The sequence below is a fragment of the Dyella dinghuensis genome (genome assembly GCF_003977615.1).
Classification (GTDB): domain Bacteria; phylum Pseudomonadota; class Gammaproteobacteria; order Xanthomonadales; family Rhodanobacteraceae; genus Dyella_B; species Dyella_B dinghuensis.
The window spans coordinates 525,121-545,457 of the sequence record NZ_RYZR01000007.1; the positions used below are offsets into that span (position 1 = coordinate 525,121).

A 20,337-nucleotide genomic window follows, 5' to 3' on the forward strand; every position below is an offset into this window, starting at 1 on the left:
GTCATGGCCTCACAGATCCGGCCCGATGACCAGGTGCAACTCGACACCATGGCGTTGTGCATCGTTGATCGGCGTGCCGACGTCGAGCCGGATCATGCCAACCGGTGAGCGCCAGCGTACACCGACGCCGGTACCGATTTTTGCTTGCACACTGGTGCCGTCGAAAGCGTTACCGGCATCAACGAAGGTCGCGATGCCCCAACGCGGCGTGAAGTAGTGCTCCACGGTGGCGCTGGCAATGGCCAGGTTGTGGCCGCCGATCACACGGCCAAAGCTGTTTTCAGGGCCGATCGCCTGGAACGGATAGCCGCGAATGGATTGATCGCCACCCGCGAAGAAACGCAACTGCGGCGGCAGCGCGTCGAAATCGTCGGTCCAGGTGTGTCCGATCGTGCCGCGCAGAATCAGCCGGTTGTTGCGCCAGAACGCGCGTATCCATTTTCCATCGACGGTAATCTGGCTGAAGCTCGCGGACGAAAGGAGGTCGCCAGCGGTGCTCTTTGCATCGATGCTGACGGACCAGCCGCGACGAACGAAATCGAAGTTATCGGCCTGTTTGCGCGCAAGCGAACCCTCGGCATAAACGAGCGTGCTGCTGCCATGTTCCACGCCTGGTGTGCTTTCGGGTTCGTCGGGTGTCTTGCCGACGTCGAATGTGCCGGTGAGTGCGTGCACGCCTACCGTGCGCACCCAGTCATGCCAAAGCTCGCTTTCGTTCGCGATCAGTTCGAGCGTGCGCGATTGCGACGTCACGGTGTCGGAATCGCGATACGTGGCGCCGAAGTTCAGGCTGCGCTGGTTATCACCCGGCAGCGGAATGGTGTATTGCGTCGACACCATCTTCAGACGTTGTGCCAGGACAACATCGTTCTTCCATTTGTGGCCGTACTTGTTTACCCAGCGCTGTTCGACACCGCCGCGCACACCAATACCAGTATCGGTACCGACGAACAGGCCCGCGGTGTAAATGGTGCGTTTGGCGGGTGAGAGTTCCACGTCGACATCGACGATGCCATTCTTGGCGGTATCGATTTGCGGAACCACGTTGACGACGGAGAAATAGTCGGCGCCACTCAATGTCTGCTGCAGCTTCAGCAGTTGCGCCTGATCGAAATAATCGTCCGGCTTGAATGGCACATAGCGATCGAGAAACCCTTCCTGGAATTGCGAACCTTCGAAGTGGATGTGTCCGTAGCGGTAGCGGCGGCCGACTTCCCAAGCCAGATGAATGGTGGCGCTGTGCTCGCTGCGATTCACTTCCACGCGATGCACGGTCATGCGTGCATCGAGATAGCCATTCGCGGTGAGCGCGCCGCTCAATCCGTCGCGCGCCGAGTCGTAGGCTGCATCGTCGAGACGTTCACCCTTGAGCTTGTCGATCGCGCGACGCGCCGAACGAATGGGCGCGAGTTTTGCGGCGGAGGCGTCGAGCTTGATATCGACCGACGTCACGTTGACCGGATCGCCCGGCACTACGTGCAAAGTCACCTTCCAGTCCTTGCCGGATTGTTCGAGCTTTCCGGTTGCATGCGCGTCGTAGTAACCATACGGTTGCAGCGCGGTGGCGACTTGAGCGTCGGCCTTTTCGTAGAGGCGATGCACCTGGGCCTCGCTCACATCGCGATTGGCGTATTGGGAAAGGCTGACGCCGGCGATGACGGCGGCTTTCAGCGGATCGTCCACGCCGTCCACAATCAGTTGCACCCCGGCATGACTCAATCCCGGAATCAGCAACAGCAGAAGCAGAATGTGGCGGCGTCGAATCCGGCGCATGCCTCAGGGTTCCATCCTTGTCACAGCATCGCAAGTGGCAGCTTAGCCAGTTGCAGATGGATCGCGCATTAAGCCAATTCTTATTTAATAGCGCGCCTTTTGCCCTCGCTTCCTCTCCCCTTCGGGGAGAGGATTGAGGTGAGGGGCGGCTCTTGTGGTGAAGCTGACCTCCTCGCGAGAGTGGCCCCTCACTCCGGCCCTCTCCCCAGAGGGGAGAGGGAGCGAGCTGTGGCAATTGTTGGCATCAGCCGGCCTTGTCACCCGCGCTGTGAGCAATCCATGCGCCGATCAATGCAGAGATGTACGGAATCGCCTGCGCAGACAGGATGAAGATCCACAATCTGCCTTCCGTGTAATGCGAGATGGTACTCATCGACATGCCGATGACGCACAGTGCCAGCGCGCAGAGCATCAGCATTTCCTCGCGTACCGGTGCGAACGCCGCAAAGTTGCTGCCACCTAGGCGCCGGCTCTTGGCGGTCACCACGAAGGATGTCTTTTCGCGCGTCAGACCATGAAGAATGCCGCGCGCAATCGCATGGCTCAGACCCATGCTGGCGAGCGATGCCATGAAGGTGTCATACCAGCCGCATGGCACGCGGGCGCGGTACAGCACGAAGCCGAACAGCGCCTTGGCGAAGAAGAAGCCGATGACGGGAATCAGGAACAGCTGCATCGGCAGGCTGAATATCTGCGGCAGCCCGACCATGCCCGCCGTCCAGAAGATCGCCATCAGCGTGAAGATCAAATGCAGCGCGTCGGCGAACCAGCTGAACCAGCCGGTGAGGAAGTGGAAGCGCTGGCCGCCGGTGAGCGGACCTTTCTTCGTCATCCAGCTCCAGCGGCCCTTGAGAATCTGCATGGCGCCGAACGCCCAGCGATAACGCTGGCTCTTGTAGGCCTTGAAGTCGGCGGGCGTGAGGCCCTTGCCCATCAGTTCGTCGACATAGACGAGTTCGTAGCCGGCGTGCATCAGCCGCAGGCCCAGTTCGGCGTCTTCGCAGATCGTCCATTCCGACCAGCCGCCGGTGCCTTCCAGTGCGGATCGGCGCACCATCGTCATCGTGCCGTGCTGGATGATCGCGTTGCGTTCATTGCGATGATGCATGCCGATGCGGAAGAAGCCGTCGTATTCCCACGCGGTCATGCGGCGGAAGCGGTTGTGCTCAAAATCGCGATGCGCCTGCGGGCATTGCACGACCGCGACCTTCGGATCGTGGAAGTAGCCGGTGAGCGCGGCCAGCCAATCGGCACGCACGACATAGTCGGCGTCGATCACCGCGACCACATCCGCCTTGGGACTGGTTTCCTTCAGGCCAAAGTTCAGCGCGCCGGCCTTGAAGCCCGGCCACGGTTCCAGATGGAAGAAGCGGAAGCGCGAACCGAGCTTCTCGCAATATTCCTGCACCGGCTGCCAGATCGCCGGATCTTTGGTGTTGTTGTCGATCACCAGCACTTCGTAATTCTGGTAATCGAGTGCCGCCAGCGAATCGAGCGTGACGAAGACCATCTCCGGCGGCTCGTTGTAGCAAGCCAAGTGGATGGACACGAACGGCTGTTTCTCGACCGGATCAGGCGGCAGCAAACCGGCGTGGCGAATCCACTTGCGCCGCCAAAGCACTTCGGTGAACTCGAAACCGTTGATCAGCAGGATCGCCAGGATGGCGACCTGCGCGGGGAACAGAAGCACCAGCATGCTCCAGTCGACCCAGTCCAGATAGAAATTGAAAGGCAGCGTGACCGACCAGACGATCAGGCCGCAGGCGAGCTGGATCAGAACGTCGAAGAACAGCCGGCCGGTGAGCTTGAAACGGTTGTAGCGATAGCTGAACCAGATCATCGGGAGGATGGCCAGCAAGCTCGCCGCCAAGGCTTTCCACGGCCAGCCGGTGTCTTCCGTCACCGGTCCGGTGAACGGGAATTTCGGCTGACGATCGGCATTGAAGATGCCCCAGTAGGCGCCCGTGCGGCCTTCGCCGAGGTTTTCCTTCCAGGGTTGGTCGAAAGCTTCGAACAGGAAGTAGTCGACGTTGTTCTTTTTCGCCCAGAGCAGCCACTCGCGATCGAAGATTGCTTCGTTGGAAATCGACGGGTAGGCGCGCTCGCGGCGATCGCCGTTGGAAGGCCAGCCGATCTCGCCGACCACAATGTGTTTGTTGGGGAAGCGCTCTTGAAGCGTTCGATAGGCGCCTTGCGCAGCCAGGAACGCGCTGGACTTCGCCGGATCGCTCGATACGGGGATGCCATTCCAGAATGGGAACAGGTGGATCGTGATGAAATCCACGTGATCGGCCAGCTCCGGGTACTTCAGCCAGATGTAGTCCGGTTCGGCGATCGATACCGGCTGGCGGATATGCGCCCTGGCCCGATCCAGGTACGTGATCATCTTGTCCAGGCTGATGTCGTTGCGGAACAGCACTTCGTTGCCGACGATCACCCGCTCGATGGTGTTCGGATAGCGCTGGGAGAGAGCGATCAGCGCATCCAGCTCCTTCTCGTTATTGTCCAGACGGGTGTCGATCTGGGCGCCGGCCATCACTTTCAGCCCCTCTTTCTGGGCCAGGCGATAGACCTGCGGGGTCTCGGTAGTCGCGTAGGTGCGGATCCGGGGGGTGTACTGACGCAGCAGCTTCAGGTCGCTGTCGACCTGGTCGTCGGTCGGGTAATCCTGCTTGAAGGGGTTCTGGTAGCGCTGGAACAGCGATACGGAGATGCCGTTGATCTGGCCATGCCAGTCTTCCGGGCCGTGCGGCCGGTTGGCCCACCACCACAGGCCGATATTCAACGCGGCTACCACCAGCGCCAGCAGAACGGCCGTGAAGAACGATAGTCCGGATTGTGATTGGTTGGGTCTGGCGCTCAAGAAAATCCCCGTGGGTGCCTCTTTTCGAGGCGCATGAAGCCCGGGGAGCTTAACCAATTGACGGCGGTTGGCTCAATAAATTGCGTCAAAAGCGGTCAGCCCAAGGTCAGGCCTGCCCGGGACCCAACGAATGGGTCTAACGGGCTGTGGGCCTAATTTACGTGAAAGCGGGCCATCGCGTGTGCGTCGAATCGTCCTGCCTGCGCGCGGCCCTTCGCCCGAACAACGCCCACGCGACATACGCCTGGCTGTCGATTTGTTTTCGTCTTGTTCGTCGTACTGATGTGGTGTCACAAACCAACGTCGACAGTGATAACGGGATTATCAAAACAATCACTAAAAAAGCGATAACGCTTTTTCGTGCGATTTTGTTTTTTACCAAGGGCTACGTATGCAATCAGTTATGCATACTTATTCCATTACATTTTTTTATTGCGTTTTTTCATCACAAGCAGATGAGCGCATGCATCAAATTTTTATCAATTGGCACTACACGCCATTAGCAGTTGTCGCTATCTTCAAAAAACAGGGGAACGTGTTTTTCTCTCTGCATTCGAGAGGAATCGAATACACGCAGGCGTTAATTAATTCTTGCGTGAAACTTACGAGGGGAGTTAATGATGAAGATCCAGCGGAAAAAGCTGTTGTGTGTATTAATTTGCGGCACGTTTGCAGGGGTGATGGGAAGCGCCTATGCGCAGACCACCACAAGCGTCGCGCAGCAAACAGGACCGTCGCCACAACCGGCAACACCTGCACAGACTAGTCAGACAACTACCGCGGCACCCGCGCCAGCGCCGGCTCCCAAAGTTCTGCAAACAGTGACCGTCACCGGCTCGCTGATTCGCAGTGTGGATGTGGAAATGGCCCAGCCCGTCGTCACCATTACCTCCCAGGACATTCAGAAGCAGGGCTTCGCTACTGTCGGCCAGCTTCTGCAGAACCTCACGTCCGCATCGACACCTGACATCAGCAAATCCGATCCTGACGAAGCCGGTCCGGACGTCGGCGGTTCGTATATCGACCTGCGTAACCTGGGCGCGCAGCGCTCGCTGGTACTGCTCGACGGCAAGCGCGTGGGCACATCGTTCGACGGGTTCACCAATCTCGACACGATTCCGGTCTCGATCATCGATCACATCGATGTGTTGGCCGACGGTGCCTCCGCCATTTATGGTTCCGATGCGATTGCCGGTGTGGTGAACATTGTTACAAAAAAGGATTTCAACGGCGCCGAAGTTGACGTCTATAACGGCAAGTACCTGCCGCATGGCGATGGCGATCAGGGCCAATACAGTGTTCTGTTCGGCAAGAAATACAACAACGGCGAGATCGAGTTGGCCGCGCAGTACCAGAAGCAGGATTCGATCAGCGCAGGGGATCGCCCCTACAGCGCTTATCCGGAGACGAACAACTATCCGCTCAACGGCTGGAGTTCGCTGGGGCCGCAGGGCCAGTATTTCGATTCAGCCGGAAATATCTGGGTTCTGAATAACGGTGGCAATTCGCGCAACATCAACGACTACCACCTGTTCCAGCAGCCTACGTATGCCAATAACGGCCTCGTCACCAACACGGGCGATTACTACAACGTCAATCCTTACAACACCCTGCTCAGTTCGACGAACATGAAAAACCTGTTCGCGCAGGGACATTACGACATCAATAAGAATCTCACCGCCAACTTCACGGCCAGCTATAACGAGCAGGGCAGCACCAATGAGCTGGCGGGCTTTCCGCTTTCCACCTACGCCTTGTTCTCGCAGCAGTTTCCGCAGTACGACGATATGGAGCTCTCCTCGCAGAGCTATTACAACCCGACCAATGCGCCAGGGCAGACACCCACGGATCTGGCGTTTCAACGTTACGTGCAGGAATTACCGCGCCTGTCGTCGAACAAGGTCGAAAACGTACGCTTCAGCCTCGGCCTGGAAGGCAATTTCGGTATCGGCGAGCATCTGTTCAACTGGGATGCCTATTACTACGACACCCGTTACGAAGGCACCATTCTGGAAACCGGCAATTTCTCATTGCCCAATCTCGCCAATGCGCTGGGGCCGTCGTTCCAGGCATCCAACGGCAGCATCGAGTGCGGTACGCCAGGTAATGTGATTGCCGGTTGCGTGCCGCTCGACGCGTTGGGCCGCTACACCACGGCGATGCTCAATTACGTCGCCGTCAACGGTTACGAGCATTACGGCAGCTACGAAAAAGGACCGCAGGTCGATTTCAGCGGCGATCTCTACGCATTGCCTGCCGGTGATCTGACCTTTGCGGTGGGCGCGTCGCATCGCAACGTCAGCGGCTACGACACGCCGGACGTACCGTCCGCGGAAGGCTTGACCACCAATCTCGCTGGCGCAGCGACCGCTGGCGGATACAACGTCAGCGAAACGTGGCTCGAGGTGAATGTCCCGCTGCTCAAGGATTTGCCGATGGCGCAATCGTTGAGCCTGGACGTTGCCGACCGTTTTTCTCACTACAGCAACTTCGGCGGCACGAATAACAGTCAATACAAATTGACATGGAAGCCGATCGACGACGTGATGATTCGCGGCAGCTACGGCACCGGCTTCCGTGCGCCGACAGTGGGTGATTTGTTCGGCGGTGTCTCGACGACGTATCCGGGTTACAACGATCCCTGCGACGTCGTTTATGGTCTCGCCCGCTACAACTCTACGGTGGCCAGAAACTGCTCCAACGGTGTCGGCGGCCAGCCAGCGTTGAATCAGAACGCATTGAACGCCGCAGGCCTGGGTAACGAGTTCCCCAACGGCTTCCAGCAGGAACAAGCGCCGGGTATTCCCGTCACGGCACCGGGCGGCGCGCCGGTGTATGCACCATTCACCGAAGGCGGCAATCCGCACCTGCGGCCGGAGACCTCGAAAAGTTCGCAGATTGGTATCGTCTATAGCCCGAGCTATATCACTGGCTTCAACGCGACGCTCGATCACTTCCATTACATCGTGCGCAACGTGATCTCGAGTATCAGCCCGAACGAAGTGCTCAACAATTGCTATCAGCTAGGTATCGCGGCTGATTGCGCTCTGTTCCAGCGCACGGCGGCGGATGACTATCAGGTCAGTAGCCTTTTCTCCAGCGAGGAAAATCAGGGCTTCCTGGATGTCGCCGGTTATGACGTGGATCTGTCGTACGCCATACCGAAGTTCTCCTTCGGTCAGTTCACTCTGGACTCGAAGTCCACGTACTACACGCACAACAACACCGAGCAATACGAAGGTGTGCCCGTTACGTACAACAACGGCTTCAGTTCCTATTGGCGCGTGCGTTCCAACTTCACCATTGGCTGGGACTACAAGAACTTCGACGTCCAGTGGACGCTGCGTTACTACTCGCCGCTGAAGGAAGGTTGCTACAACCCGGCGTATTCGGCGTTCCCCTGCACCTTGCCGAATTACTATCTGCCGGGCGCTGGCGTAACTCCCGTTACGCAGATCCCATCGGTGACTTTCAACGACGTGCAGGTGTCTTGGAAGACGCCGTGGAACGGGACGATTTCGCTGGGCGCCAATAACGTGTTCAACCGCGTGGCGCCGTATTTCTACGGTGGATTCGAAGTAGGCAGCAGCATCAACACCGATACGCTGTATGCGTACAACCCGTCCTACGACTACGGACGGTTCGTCTATCTGCGCTACAGCCAGAAGTTCGATTGATCAGGGCAAAACGCCCTCCCCATCGAGGGGAGGGCGTTTTTCGCTCGATTATTTGAGTGGCAAGCACTTATCCATGTGAAGCACGCCGGTGAGCCGGGGTGTGGAGGTGCGGGCGACAGTCAGAAGTTATCATGTACGCCTGCATGAGCGATACGACACCCAACACCCCCTCCGTCTCTCCGGAAGCCCGCCTGCGCTCGTTGCGCAAATTGCTGGATTCGGTCTCCAGCCGCGATTTCGGACGGCTGCTGGGCCGCTGGCGCGGCTTGTCGCGCCGACCGGACGAGAAAAAGCTGCAGGCGCTTGCCGCCGACATCGCCGCTTCGGCTGCGCGGAGGCAGCTGCGTGCGCAAAACAAACCGCCGATTCGCCTGGACGAGTCGTTGCCCATCACTGCGCGCGCGGATGAGATCGTCAAACTGATCCGCGAGCACCAGGTCGTGGTGATTGCCGGCGAGACCGGTTCGGGCAAGACCACGCAGCTGCCCAAGTTGTGCCTTGCCGCCGGCCGCGGCGAAGCGGGCATGATCGGTTGCACGCAGCCGCGTCGCCTGGCGGCGCGCTCGGTGGCGCGTCGCGTCGCGGAAGAACTGGGTACGCAGCTGGGCGACAAGGTCGGTTTTCAGGTGCGCTTTACCGATCAGGTTTCCGAGCAAAGCCTGATCAAATTCATGACCGACGGCATTCTGTTGGCGGAGACGCAAGGCGACCCGTGGTTGTCGGCCTACGACACGATCATCATCGACGAAGCGCACGAGCGCAGTCTCAACATCGATTTTCTGCTCGGTTATCTCAAGCGTCTGGCGGTAAAGCGACCGGAGCTGAAGATTATCGTCACCTCCGCCACGATCGATACCGCGCGTTTCGCGGAACATTTTGGCGGCGCGCCAGTGGTGTCCGTCGAAGGCCGTGCGTATCCGGTGGAGGTGCGGTGGCGTTCCACCGATGAGGTCGCTGCGCGTCGCAATCAGCGAGCCTCGGACATGCAGCAAGGGAGCGCCGAGCACATTGCCGCGGTGCTCGATGAAATTACGCACGACGATCCGCGCGGCGATGTACTGATCTTCATGCCTGGTGAGCGCGAAATCCGCGATACGCATCTGATGTTGTCGCGCCGTCAGTATCGGGAGACGGAAATCCTGCCGCTGTATGCGCGGCTATCGGCGACCGATCAGGATCGCGTTTTCAAGCCGGGGCCGAAGCGGCACATTGTGCTGGCCACGAATGTGGCGGAGACGTCACTCACGGTGCCGCGCATTCGCTACGTGATCGATACCGGTACGGCACGCGTGAAGCGTTACAGCCAGCGCAGTCAGCTCGAACGTCTGCACGTCGAGCCGATATCGCAAGCCGCAGCCGATCAGCGCAAAGGCCGATGCGGGCGAGTAGGCCCAGGCATCTGCTATCGCCTGTACGACGAAGCCGATTATGCAGCGCGGCCGGCATACACCGACCCGGAGTTGCTCCGCTCCTCGCTCGCGAACGTCATCCTGCGCATGCTCTCGCTGCAGTTGGGCGAAGTGGATGAGTTTCCGTTCTTGGAATCGCCTGATACACGCGTCGTGGCGGATGGCTATCGCCGACTGGCGGAAATCGGCGCCATCGACGAGAAACGGCAGCTCAGCGTTATCGGCCGCACGCTGGCGCGTTTGCCGATCGACGTGCAGCTCGCGCGCATGCTGGTGGAAGCCAACACGCTTGGAAGCTTGCGCGAATTGCTGACCGTCGTGGCCTTCCTGAGCATTCAGGACCCACGTGAGCGTCCTGCCGATGCGCGGCAGCAGGCAGATGCGGCGCACGCCGTGTTTGCCGATCCGAAATCCGACATCGTTGGCGTGTTGAACCTCTGGCGCGACTACGACAGCGCGCATGAGGAGCTGACGCAATCGAAGTTGCGTGACTGGTGCTCACGTCACTTCCTGAGTTTCCTGCGCATGCGCGAGTGGCGTGAGCTGCATCGACAATTGTTGTTGGTGACGCAGGAGCTTGGCTGGCGTTTCACTTCCACCCTCGCCGAAAATACCCCCTCTCCCCCTCGGGGAGAGGGTCGGGGTGAGGGGGCAGTCTCGCGAGGCGTCTCAGGTGCTCAAGCAAAAGAATCAATTAAGAGCCGCGCTGATAAACATTCGCGCAAGTCCGAACCCCTCACCCCAACCCTCTCCCCGGAGGGGAGAGGGGGCGATGGCGAAGCTGAGCGTTTGTACGAAGCAGTGCACCGCAGCCTGCTCGCTGGGTTGCCCACACAGGTCGGACACAAAGACGAAAAGGGCATTTACCGTGGCACGCGCGAACGCCGCTTCCAGGTCTTTCTCGGCTCAGCGTTAGCCAAGACGCCACCCAACTGGGTGTTTGCCGCGCAGATTCTGGATATCGGCGGACGCGTGTGGGGCATGATGTGTGCACGCATCGAACCGCTATGGATCGAGCAGCAAGCCGCGCATCTGTTGCGTGGGACGTGCCGAGATGCGCATTGGTCGCGCAAACGCGGCACCGTCGTGGCGTATGAACAAATCAGCCTCTTCGGCCTGACATTGGTCGAGCGTCGGCCCGTGACGTTCCAGCAACAGGATCCGGCGCTGGCTCACGACATCTTCCTGCGTGAAGCCCTGGCACGCTGCGATATCGACACGCGCGCTGATTTCGTCCGCGTCAACCAGCGCGTGCTGGAGGATGCGCAAGGTATCGAAGCGCGGCAACGTCGCGAAGGTCTGATTCGCCACGAAGACGATCTGGTCGATTTCTTCCGTGGAAAATTGCCGCAAGACATCGCCAGTTCGCGCGCGCTGGACGCGTGGTATCGCAATGCGCGCCCTGCCGAGCAGGCCGCTTTGCGCTGGTCGATCGACGATGTGATGGTCGGCGGTTCGGGTCTGGACCCTAAAGCCTTTCCTGCCTCGCTGGATGTTCCGCCGCAACGCTATCGGCTGGAATACCGGTTTGTTCCTGGTGATGATGCCGATGGCGTCACGCTTCATCTGCCGCTGGCCATGCTCAATGCATTGCCCGCTGCACGCTGCGAGTGGTTGGTGCCGGGTTTGCTGGGCGAGAAAGTCGCCGAATTGATTCGCGGGTTGCCGAAGGTGCTTCGCCGCAACTTTGTCCCTGCGCCGGATTTTGCGCGCGCCTTTGTCGAAGCGGAAACGCCGCGCGACGAGTCGCTGGTCAAAGTGCTGGTGTCATTCCTGAAACGCACGACTGGCGTCGACGTGAGCGCGGATGATTTCGCTGGCATCCAGTTGTCGCCGCATTTCTCCATGCGTTATCGCCTGCACGATGAAAAGGGTCGCACGCTAGCCAGCGGCCGCGACCTTGCCGCGTTGCGCGGCCAGTGGGAAGGGCAGGCGCGCGAGGCTTTCTCGCGCAAGACCGATATTGAACTCACCCGCGAAGACGTCACCAGCTGGGACTTCGAAGAAATTCCAGAGCAAGTTCGATCCGACGGCGGATTGCTGGCGTTCCCCGCGTTGGTCGATCTCCGTGAAGCCGTCGCGCTGCGCGTCTTCGAACGTCGTGATGAGGCGCTGGCAGCACATCTGAAGGGCGTGGAACGTTTGCTGCGCAATGCGCTGGCCAGCGATGTGAAACAGGCGCGCCGGCGTCTGCCAATTGCCAATGCGCTGTCGCTGAAATACGCGCCACTCGGCAGCATCGACGGTTTGCGCGACGATCTCGTCGAGGGCGGGTTTACCGATCTGCTCGAAACCCAGCACCTCAATGTGCGCAGCGCCGCTGCGTTCGAAGCGCTTCGCACCCACAGCGCACGGGAATTGTTCGGTTCGGCGATTGAACGGTTGAAGTTGGCCGAACCCATTATCGAGGCCCAGGCCGAACTGAAACCGTGGTTGCAGCCGCCACTGCTCGGATTTGCGCGCGCCAGTTATGACGATCTGGAAGAACAACTTGACGTATTGCTTGCGCCGGGCATTCTCCGGGAGCTGTCGACCGCACGGTTGGCGCACTTCCCGCGTTACCTGAAAGCGATGCGCCTGCGCGCTGAACGCCTTCGTCAGGATCCCACGCGCGACCAGCAACGCATGCTGCAGGTGCTGCCTTACTGGCGCGAATATCTCAATCATCGCGCTGCAGGTGATACGGGTCTGGATGAGTTGCGCTGGCTGATCGAAGAGTGGCGCGTGTCGCTGTTCGCCCAGGAACTGAAAACGCCTGAACCGGTGTCCGCCAAGCGTCTCGCGAAAGCCTTGGAATCCATCCGTTAGACCTATCCCCGCGCGGCGCGGCTGGCGTTATGCTGACCCCTCACGCGGCATGATCCGCATGCCGTGACGCATGGGAACAACGCAACGATGGTGCACGCCACGACCACTGCTGCCGGACACCTTGCGGCGTGGCAGGCTCGTGCCGGCACGCTGCCATCGGTGCTATCCGACGTACTGGCAGTCTGCGCGCAGAATGGCGTCAACGAGCGCGAATGCGGCGATGTGCTCGATCTGCTGGCGATGCTCGGATGCGATGCGCAGACGCAGGCAGCGGCGTTGTGGTTCGAGATCGCGCGGCATCACCCGCTAGTGTGGGAGCAGCAGGCGTCTTTGCTGAAAGAGGATGTGCAGCGTCTCGTCGCGGGTCAGATGGCGGCAGAGCGCGTATGGGCACTGCATGCACAGCGTCCGCCCGAAGGCGGTTCCGAAGGCTTGCGGCGACTGCTGCTGGCCATCATCCGCGACCTGCGCGTGGTCTTCATTCTGCTCGCGCGTCAGCTGGCGCGGATGCGTGCGGCAAGCATCCTGCCGGAGACGGAGCGACAGGAGTTGGCTCGACTCACCCGCGATATCCATTCGCCGCTCGCCAATCGGCTCGGTATCTGGCAACTGAAGTGGGAGCTGGAAGACCTGGCGTTCCGCTATCTGCAACCGGACGTCTACAAGCGCATTGCCAAGTTGCTCGACGAACGTCGTGGCGACCGCGAAGTGTTTATCCGCGAAACGCTCACGGAACTGGGCGATGCGCTCAAAGCCGCGGATATTCGCGCGGATCTGGCGGGACGCCCCAAGCACATCTTCTCCATCTGGAAAAAGATGCAACGCAAGGCGGTCGAGTTTTCCGATCTTTACGACATTCGCGCGGTGCGCGTGCTGGTCGATAATGTGGCCGACTGTTACGGCGCGCTGGGCATCGTCCATGCGTTGTGGCCGCATTTGCCGGGCGAATTCGACGACTACGTGGCACGGCCCAAAAGCAACGGTTATCGTTCATTGCACACGGCGGTGATCGGTCCGCATAGCAAGACACTGGAAGTGCAGATTCGCACGCACGAAATGCATCGCGCCAACGAGCTGGGTGTGGCGGCGCATTGGCGTTACAAGGAAGGCGGCGGTGGCGACGCCGACTTCGAGGCGAAGATCGCCTGGATGCGCAAGTTGCTGGAGCCGCGCAATGATGATGGCGAACTCGCCGCGGACTTGCAGACGGAGCTGCTGGAAGATCGCGTTTACGTCCTCACGCCTAAAGGCGAGGTGTTCGATCTTCCGCATGGCGCGACGGTGCTCGATTTCGCATATCACGTGCACACCGAGGTGGGGCATCGTTGTCGCGGTGCCAAGGTCAATGGCCGTATCGTGCCGTTGACGCATCAGCCGCACAGCGGCGATCGCATTGAAATTCTCACTGCAAAGATTGCCGAACCCAGCCGCGATTGGCTATCGGTGCATCATGGTTATCTCAACACCAGTCGTGCGCGCGACAAGGTGCGTGCATGGTTTCGCCGCAGTGCGCATGAGGCCAATCTTGCGGCTGGCCGTGCATTGTTTGAACGCGAACTCAAGCGGCTGGCGATGCCGGAAGCCGATCTGATCAAGCTGCCCGCTTTGTTCAATCTGCAAACGCATGATGAGTTGTTGATTGCGCTTGCGCTGGGCGAAATCAGTCCTGGGCAGGTGTCGCGCGTGATGCAGGAGGCGATGGAGCCGCCTGAGCCGGAGACTGCGCCGGTTACCGCGCGGCCGACGGTGTTCGATCACAGTGCCATCAGCATCGAAGGCGTTGGCAACTTGCTGACGGTGCTGGCGCGTTGCTGTCAGCCTTTGCCAGGCGATCCGGTGCGTGGGTTTATTACGCGTACACGCGGTGTGTCGGTGCACCGCGCCAATTGCGTGAGTCTTGCACGGTTGGCGCGGCGCGATCCGGATCGGGTGATCGAGGTGAGTTGGGGGCAGGCGGCGGCGCAGGCGTATGAGGTGAATGTTCAGCTCAATGGGTATGACCGCAAGGGATTGCAGAAGGATGTAGTGGGTGTGATCAGCAACGCGAATATCGGGATTATTGCGTCGTCCAGCCGGTTGTTTGCGGCGACTGGAGAGGTGGAGATGCGCTATACGTTGCGGGTTCGGGATTTTGAGCAGTTGTCGGCGTTGTTGGATCGGTTGGCGGCGTTGCCGAATGTGGTGGAGGCTAGGCGCATCGGGGCTGGTAATTAGTTTTGCGTAGTGTTTTCAGCTTACGACTGCGTTTATCTCGTCATCCCGCGTCACTGCTATCCCAGCAGGCCCTCATCGCCATTGCAGTTCCTCACCGTCATCCCAGCGAAGGCTGGGATCCAGTGTCGTTATCGTTTAGTCGTGCGCTATCGCTAGGTTGCTCGCCTTCGCGGCGGGCGTTTCGTCCGTCTGCCGACGGCCGAGTCACTTTTCTTTGCGTGACCAAAGAAAAGTAACCCAAAGAAAGGGCACCCCGTATTCGGTGCTCTACGGGCTTCGCCCTTCGAGACCGTGAGAGGTGGCCGGGCTTTTCGACAGGGCTTCCTGCCCTGGCGAAAAGGAATCGGCATCCTTGCCGATTCCCCTGCGGGCCTTTTCGTCCCCCTCTCACTCACCGCATAAGGGGACCCGTGCGCGCTTCGCGCACTTTTTTAGAGCCAAATGCTTTAGAGCGAGAGCGTTTGTGGAGGTTAACGGTTATTTGACCGTCTTTACGGCTTGCCGCCAGTTGAACGCAACTTTATGCCGCCCCCTTGATTGTGCGGCGCAATGTTAAGCTGGGCGTGTTGACTTGCCAGCTCACGAGCTATGAGCGGAAACCGCGACCCAAACGACACCGGATTTTCAGGCCGTACCGAACCGAAACTAGGTGATCTGGATCATCTGGATAAGCCGCGTGCGGCTGCGGAGCCGAATGACGGTTTGCCGCGGATGAATATCGAGCCGGGTTATCGTCGCAGTGGGCCGCCCAGCAAGAACAGAAACAAGAACAAGCGTGGTGGTCCCGGTAGGTGGGTGCCGCTGCTGGTTATTTTGGTTGCGGTGGCGGCAGGCGGCCTCTGGTTCTATCAGAACAATTTGCGCGGGTTGGTGCCGCGCACCGATTACGACGATGTTTTGCATCGCGCGCAGGTCGCCTTGCAGCAAGGCCATCTGGATGGTACGGATGGCACGAGCGCGCGCGAGTTGTTTGAAGCGGCGCGTGCGCTTGAACCGGACAACGACAGTGCGCGGCAAGGTCTCAACGATGTAGGCCGGGCGGAGATTGCGCGTGCCGATGCGGCGTTGCAGGCCGGTCATCTGGATGAAGCGCAGCAGGCGCTGACGAATGCGCGTGAGCTGCTTGGTGGCGGTAGCGATGTCGATCGCCTCACGCAGGCGATTGCGAAAGCACAGGTTTCGTCGGGTCAAACCACGACGTTGATCGAGCAGGCGCAAGATGCGTTGACCAACGGCAAGATCGATGGTCCGGATGGTGCCGGTGCGTTGTATCAGCGCGCATTGGCGGCCGATCCGGACAACGCGGTAGCGCGGCATGGCCTCGATCAAGTGGGTGATGCACTGGCGGCGCAAATTCAGAAATCATTGGATGCGAGCGATGTCGCTGCAGCCTCGGCTGGCATCGATCATCTGTCGTCGTTGCTGCCCAATTATTCGCAACTGCCCACGCTGCGTGCGTCGTTGTCGGCATTGCAGACGCAGGCCAGCGGCGCGCTCACCGATGCGATCAATCAGGGCAACGATGCCTTGCGTGCCGGACGTATCGCGGGTGATGGCAATGACACGGCGCTGGCGCACTACAAGGCGGCGCTCGCCATCGATCCGAACAACGCCGAAGCGAAGGCCGGATTGGCACAGGTCGCCGAAGCGCTGATCGTGCAAGCGAACGCTGCCATCGATAGCGGCGATACGGATCAGGCCAAGCAACTGTTGGCTGCTGCTGCGGATTTGACGCCGAAGTCGGCCGATCTGGTTGCAGCGCGTGCGCGGCTGGGTGGTCAATCCGCGAATGCCGGTGCGGACGATGCGGGCAACGACAACGCAGCGCCAACTGTTTCCAATCTGACGCCGCAGCAACAGGTGCAAGTGGCCAATATGGTGCAGCGAGCACAGGTCGCGGCGGCGCGCGGCAACATCATGTCGCCGCCGGGTGATTGCGCTTACGATCTTTATCGCGGCGCACTGTCGATCGATGGCAACAATCAGTCCGCGCTGACGGGTTTGCAAGGGTTACCGGGTCTGGTGCAGCAGCAATTCAATCAGGCGGTCAGCAGCGGCAATTTGAACAAGGCCGCAAGTCTGCTGGACGCGCTCGATAATCTTTCGCCGGGCGATACGAGTCTTCTGCAATCGCGTCAGCGCCTGGCGGATGCGTGGTTCGATCAGGCCGAGCAGCAGCTCGACAGCGGCGATCGCGGTAACGCGGTGATGTCGTTGCAGCAGGGCATGAAGCTGATGCCTAACGATCAACGCGCGCAACAACTCCACGCACGCTTGCAGGGCGGTGGATGACCGTACTGGTCTTCGGCGCCAGCAGTCAGGTAGGGCACTTTTTGCTGCCGATGCTGGGCACGCGCGGTGAAAACGTCGTCGCCATAAGCCGTTCTGCGCGTTCGCCCCAGGAAAACGCGACGTGGATGACGGGTCACCTGCCCGACAATATGCCGCGTGTGGACGGCATTTCCGCCATTTTCTGTTTTGGTCCGCTGCAATCGCTGGCGGCATGGTTGAACAGTGTTGCATTGCCGCTGGCGCCGCGTGTCATCGTGACCAGTTCCATGAGCGCCGAAACGAAACGCGAATCGGAAGTGCCTGCGGAGCGGGCGATGTCGCAGCTATTGCGCGACAGCGAACAAGCCTTCGCGGACGCGTGCGCGCGTCATGGCAGCGAGTGGACGGTGCTTCGTCCTACGCTGGTCTACGGCATTGGTCTCGATAAGAGCCTGACGCCGATCGCACAACGCGCGATGCGTTTGCGCGTCTTTCCGCTTCCGAATGGTCGTGGCGTGAGACAGCCCGTGCATGCACAGGATCTGGCCAGCGCTGCCCTTGCTGCGCTGGAAACACCTGCATCGAGCGGAAAGATTCTTCCCATCGGCGGCGGCGAGCGATTGCCGGTGGGCGAGATGTTTGCGCGAGTGCGCCGCAGTTTGCCGGTGGATACGCTGCCGATACCGCTGCCCGCTTGGTCGCTCCGCGTGGCGCGCCATGGCGTTGCGCGGCTGCGCGGACCGCTGAGCCGGCTCGATGCGGATCTCATCGCCGATAATACGCAGGTGACCCAACTGCTCGGCGTTCACCCAAGACCTTTTCGCCCCGATGCCGAATGCTGGCGCGCGCCGGTGTGATTTGCCCGCGCAAATGCTGCAAGATGCCCGCCCCATGCCATCTCTAATGGCGTGCGTTCATCCGGCCGCCGGGTTCCGCCCCCTATGATCCAGCAACTTCGTCACGGGATACCCTCGCGTTGGACTTCCTGACCCGACTTCGATCGATCGCAAGCGCATGCTGGCCTTGGGTGCGCATTCCATTCTGGATCTGCATGGGGTTGTTGTTCGGCTTCGTGCTGCCGTACACGCTGATCCTCAACAAGCGAGTGCAGGATCGTTTCAACGATCTCGTGTTTGCGGTGCCCACGCGCGTTTACTCCCAGCCTACGCATCTGGCACCGGGTGTGCCGATGAATGCGGCGACGCTGGAGGTGGAGTTGACCTTCGCCGGCTACATCGCCGATGGCCATGGGCAAGTGCCGGGCAGTTGGGCGAAGCAGGGAAGCGGCACGTATTACATCTCCTCGCGCGGTTATGCAGGTCCTGATGGTGGCGAGCTTCCCAAGCGCATTCGCGTCACGCTCGGTTCGGGTGTCGTCGCCTCGGTGACGGATCTTGGTACCGACACGGCGTTGCGCGATACGCATCTCGATCCAGCGCGCATCGCCACGGTGTACGGTCCGAAGCAGGAAGATCGAAGCATCGTGCAATTGAACGATGTGCCGCCGCTGCTCGTGGGCGGTTTGCAGGCGGTAGAAGATCGCGATTTCAAACATCACATCGGCATCGACTTCACCGCGATCCTTCGCGCTGCGTTTGCGGATATGCGTGCCGGTCATACAGTGCAAGGTGCATCGACGATCACACAGCAGCTGATACGCAACCTGTTTCTTAGCCGCGATCAGAACATGGGCCGCAAGTTGAACGAAGCGCTGATGTCCGTGTTGCTGGAGATGCATTACAGCAAGACGCGCATTCTCGAGGCGTACATCAACGAAGTGTTCCTCGGTCAGCAAGGCAATCAGGCGGTGCGCGGTTTTGCGGCGGCATCGGAGTTCTATTTCGGCCGTCGACTTGAATATCTGCGCCCGCAGGAAGTTGCCTTGCTGGTGGGTCTGGTGAAGGGGCCGAGCCAGTTCGATCCGCGCCGTTATCCGGATCGGGCGCTGGCTCGCCGCAATCTGGTGCTTGATCAATTCTCGCAAACAGGCTTGTTGACGCCCGATCAGGCCAAAGCAGCGCAAGCGACACCGCTGGGTGTGATCGCCGATGGTCAGTTGCCGCACGATCGTTTTCCGGCCTTCATGCAGCTTGTTCGCGCACAGATCACCAACGATTTCGATGAAGAGACGTTGCAGCAAGGCAACATGTCGATCTTCACCACGCTCGATCCTGCCACGCAGTTGTATACCGAGCAGGCGATCGATACGGCCATCAAGGGATTGGGCAAGCGTGGCGACGACACACAATCGGCGGCCGTCATCACCGATTCCAAGACGGGCAGCGTGCTCGCAATTGTCGGCAGCAAGGTGCCCGGCGACCAGGGTTTCAATCGCGCACTCGACGCGCAACGACCGATTGGTTCGACGATCAAACCGTTCGTCTATCTCGTCGCCTTGACACAGCCGGGACGCTGGAATCTCGCCACGGAACTGGACGATTCGCCGATCAGCATGCGTCAGCCCGATGGCACGCCGTGGACGCCGCATAACGACGATAACCAAAGCCACGGCATGGTGCCGATGGTGGACGCGCTGGCGTATTCGTGGAATCTCGCGACCATCCATCTTGGGCTCGATGTCGGTGTGCCGCGCATCAAGTCCTTCCTCGATTCGTTCGGACTGGCAAAGGTGCAACCGGGGCCGTCGCTGTTGATTGGTGCGATCGACCTCGCGCCGATCCAGGTCGCACAGATGTATGAGTATCTGGCGTCGGACGGTCATGCGCTGCCGTTGCTCGCCGTGAGCGGCGTGGTCGACGGCAATGGCCGCACCATCAAGCGATATGAGGTGCAAAGCGGGCAGGGTGAATATCAACCTGCCGTGCGTCTGGTTACGTGGGCCATGCAACAAGTAGCGATTTACGGCACGGCGCATTCGCTGGCCGATTCCAGCCTGGCGTGGTTGCACACCGCGGGCAAGACCGGCACCAGTAACGATCTTCGCGACAGCTGGTTCGCCGGGTTCACGGGCGATCGTCTTGGCGTGTTCTGGATGGGACGCGACGACAACAAGCCCAGCCATCTGTTCGGTGCGACCGGCGCGCTGCGCGGCTGGCAGGAATTGTTCCGCAAGCTTCCCACCACGCCACTCTCGCCCGCACCGGGCGAAGGGCTGGAAATGGCCTGGATCAATCCTACCGATGGCAAGCGCAGCGACCCTGCTTGCGAGGGCGCCAAGCAGGTTCCAGTGATTGCCGGATCGCTGCCGGCCGATTCAGAGGGGTGTTTTTGGCAAAAGGTAGGTAATCTGTTCGGCTCCGGCAATAGTGCGCCGTCCTCCACAACTCCAACTCCACAGCCACTTCCCTGACGTTGAGAATGA

Annotated in this window: 8 protein-coding genes; 6 read left to right on the forward strand and 2 right to left on the reverse strand. The window is 60.1% G+C overall.

Going from position 1 to position 20,337, the window contains the following annotated elements; translation table 11 throughout:
* Positions 1–9: 9 nt before the first annotated feature.
* Both EKH79_RS15990 and EKH79_RS15995 read right to left on the reverse strand, forming a co-directional pair.
* Positions 10–1,773, reverse strand: coding sequence for an autotransporter assembly complex protein TamA (locus EKH79_RS15990; protein ID WP_126674818.1), 1,764 nt, complete (start codon positions 1,771–1,773; stop codon positions 10–12).
* 244 nt (positions 1,774–2,017) lie between these two features.
* Entirely contained in the window at positions 2,018–4,636 is a 2,619-nt protein-coding gene (locus tag EKH79_RS15995; protein WP_126674819.1) for a glycosyltransferase family 2 protein, read from the reverse strand.
* A 620-nt stretch (positions 4,637–5,256) separates the two neighbouring features.
* On the opposite strand from EKH79_RS15995, the gene EKH79_RS16000 reads away from it, so the two are divergent.
* The 6 genes from EKH79_RS16000 to mrcB all read left to right on the forward strand — a co-directional run bounded on the left by EKH79_RS16000 (position 5,257) and on the right by mrcB (position 20,325).
* Positions 5,257–8,313, forward strand: a complete 3,057-nt coding sequence (locus EKH79_RS16000; protein WP_233590360.1) for a TonB-dependent receptor domain-containing protein — start codon at positions 5,257–5,259, stop codon at positions 8,311–8,313.
* Between the two features lie 143 nt (positions 8,314–8,456).
* Positions 8,457–12,530, forward strand: a complete 4,074-nt coding sequence (hrpA, locus tag EKH79_RS16005) for an ATP-dependent RNA helicase HrpA (protein WP_126674821.1) — start codon at positions 8,457–8,459, stop codon at positions 12,528–12,530.
* Positions 12,531–12,617: 87 nt separating this feature from the next.
* Positions 12,618–14,744, forward strand: coding sequence for a RelA/SpoT family protein (locus EKH79_RS16010; protein WP_126674822.1), 2,127 nt, complete (start codon positions 12,618–12,620; stop codon positions 14,742–14,744).
* Positions 14,745–15,332: 588 nt separating this feature from the next.
* Complete coding sequence (locus tag EKH79_RS16015) at positions 15,333–17,036, forward strand: tetratricopeptide repeat protein (protein ID WP_126674823.1); 1,704 nt, start codon at positions 15,333–15,335, stop codon at positions 17,034–17,036.
* Positions 17,033–17,872: an SDR family oxidoreductase gene (locus EKH79_RS16020; RefSeq protein WP_126674824.1), complete on the forward strand. Its 840-nt coding sequence runs from the start codon at positions 17,033–17,035 to the stop codon at positions 17,870–17,872. The genes EKH79_RS16015 and EKH79_RS16020 overlap by 4 nt, the downstream gene beginning before the upstream one ends.
* 119 nt (positions 17,873–17,991) lie before the next feature.
* Positions 17,992–20,325 carry a penicillin-binding protein 1B gene (gene mrcB / locus EKH79_RS16025; protein ID WP_126674825.1) on the forward strand — a complete coding sequence of 778 codons (2,334 nt, stop codon included), beginning with the start codon at positions 17,992–17,994 and terminating at the stop codon, positions 20,323–20,325.
* Positions 20,326–20,337: the final 12 nt, after the last annotated feature.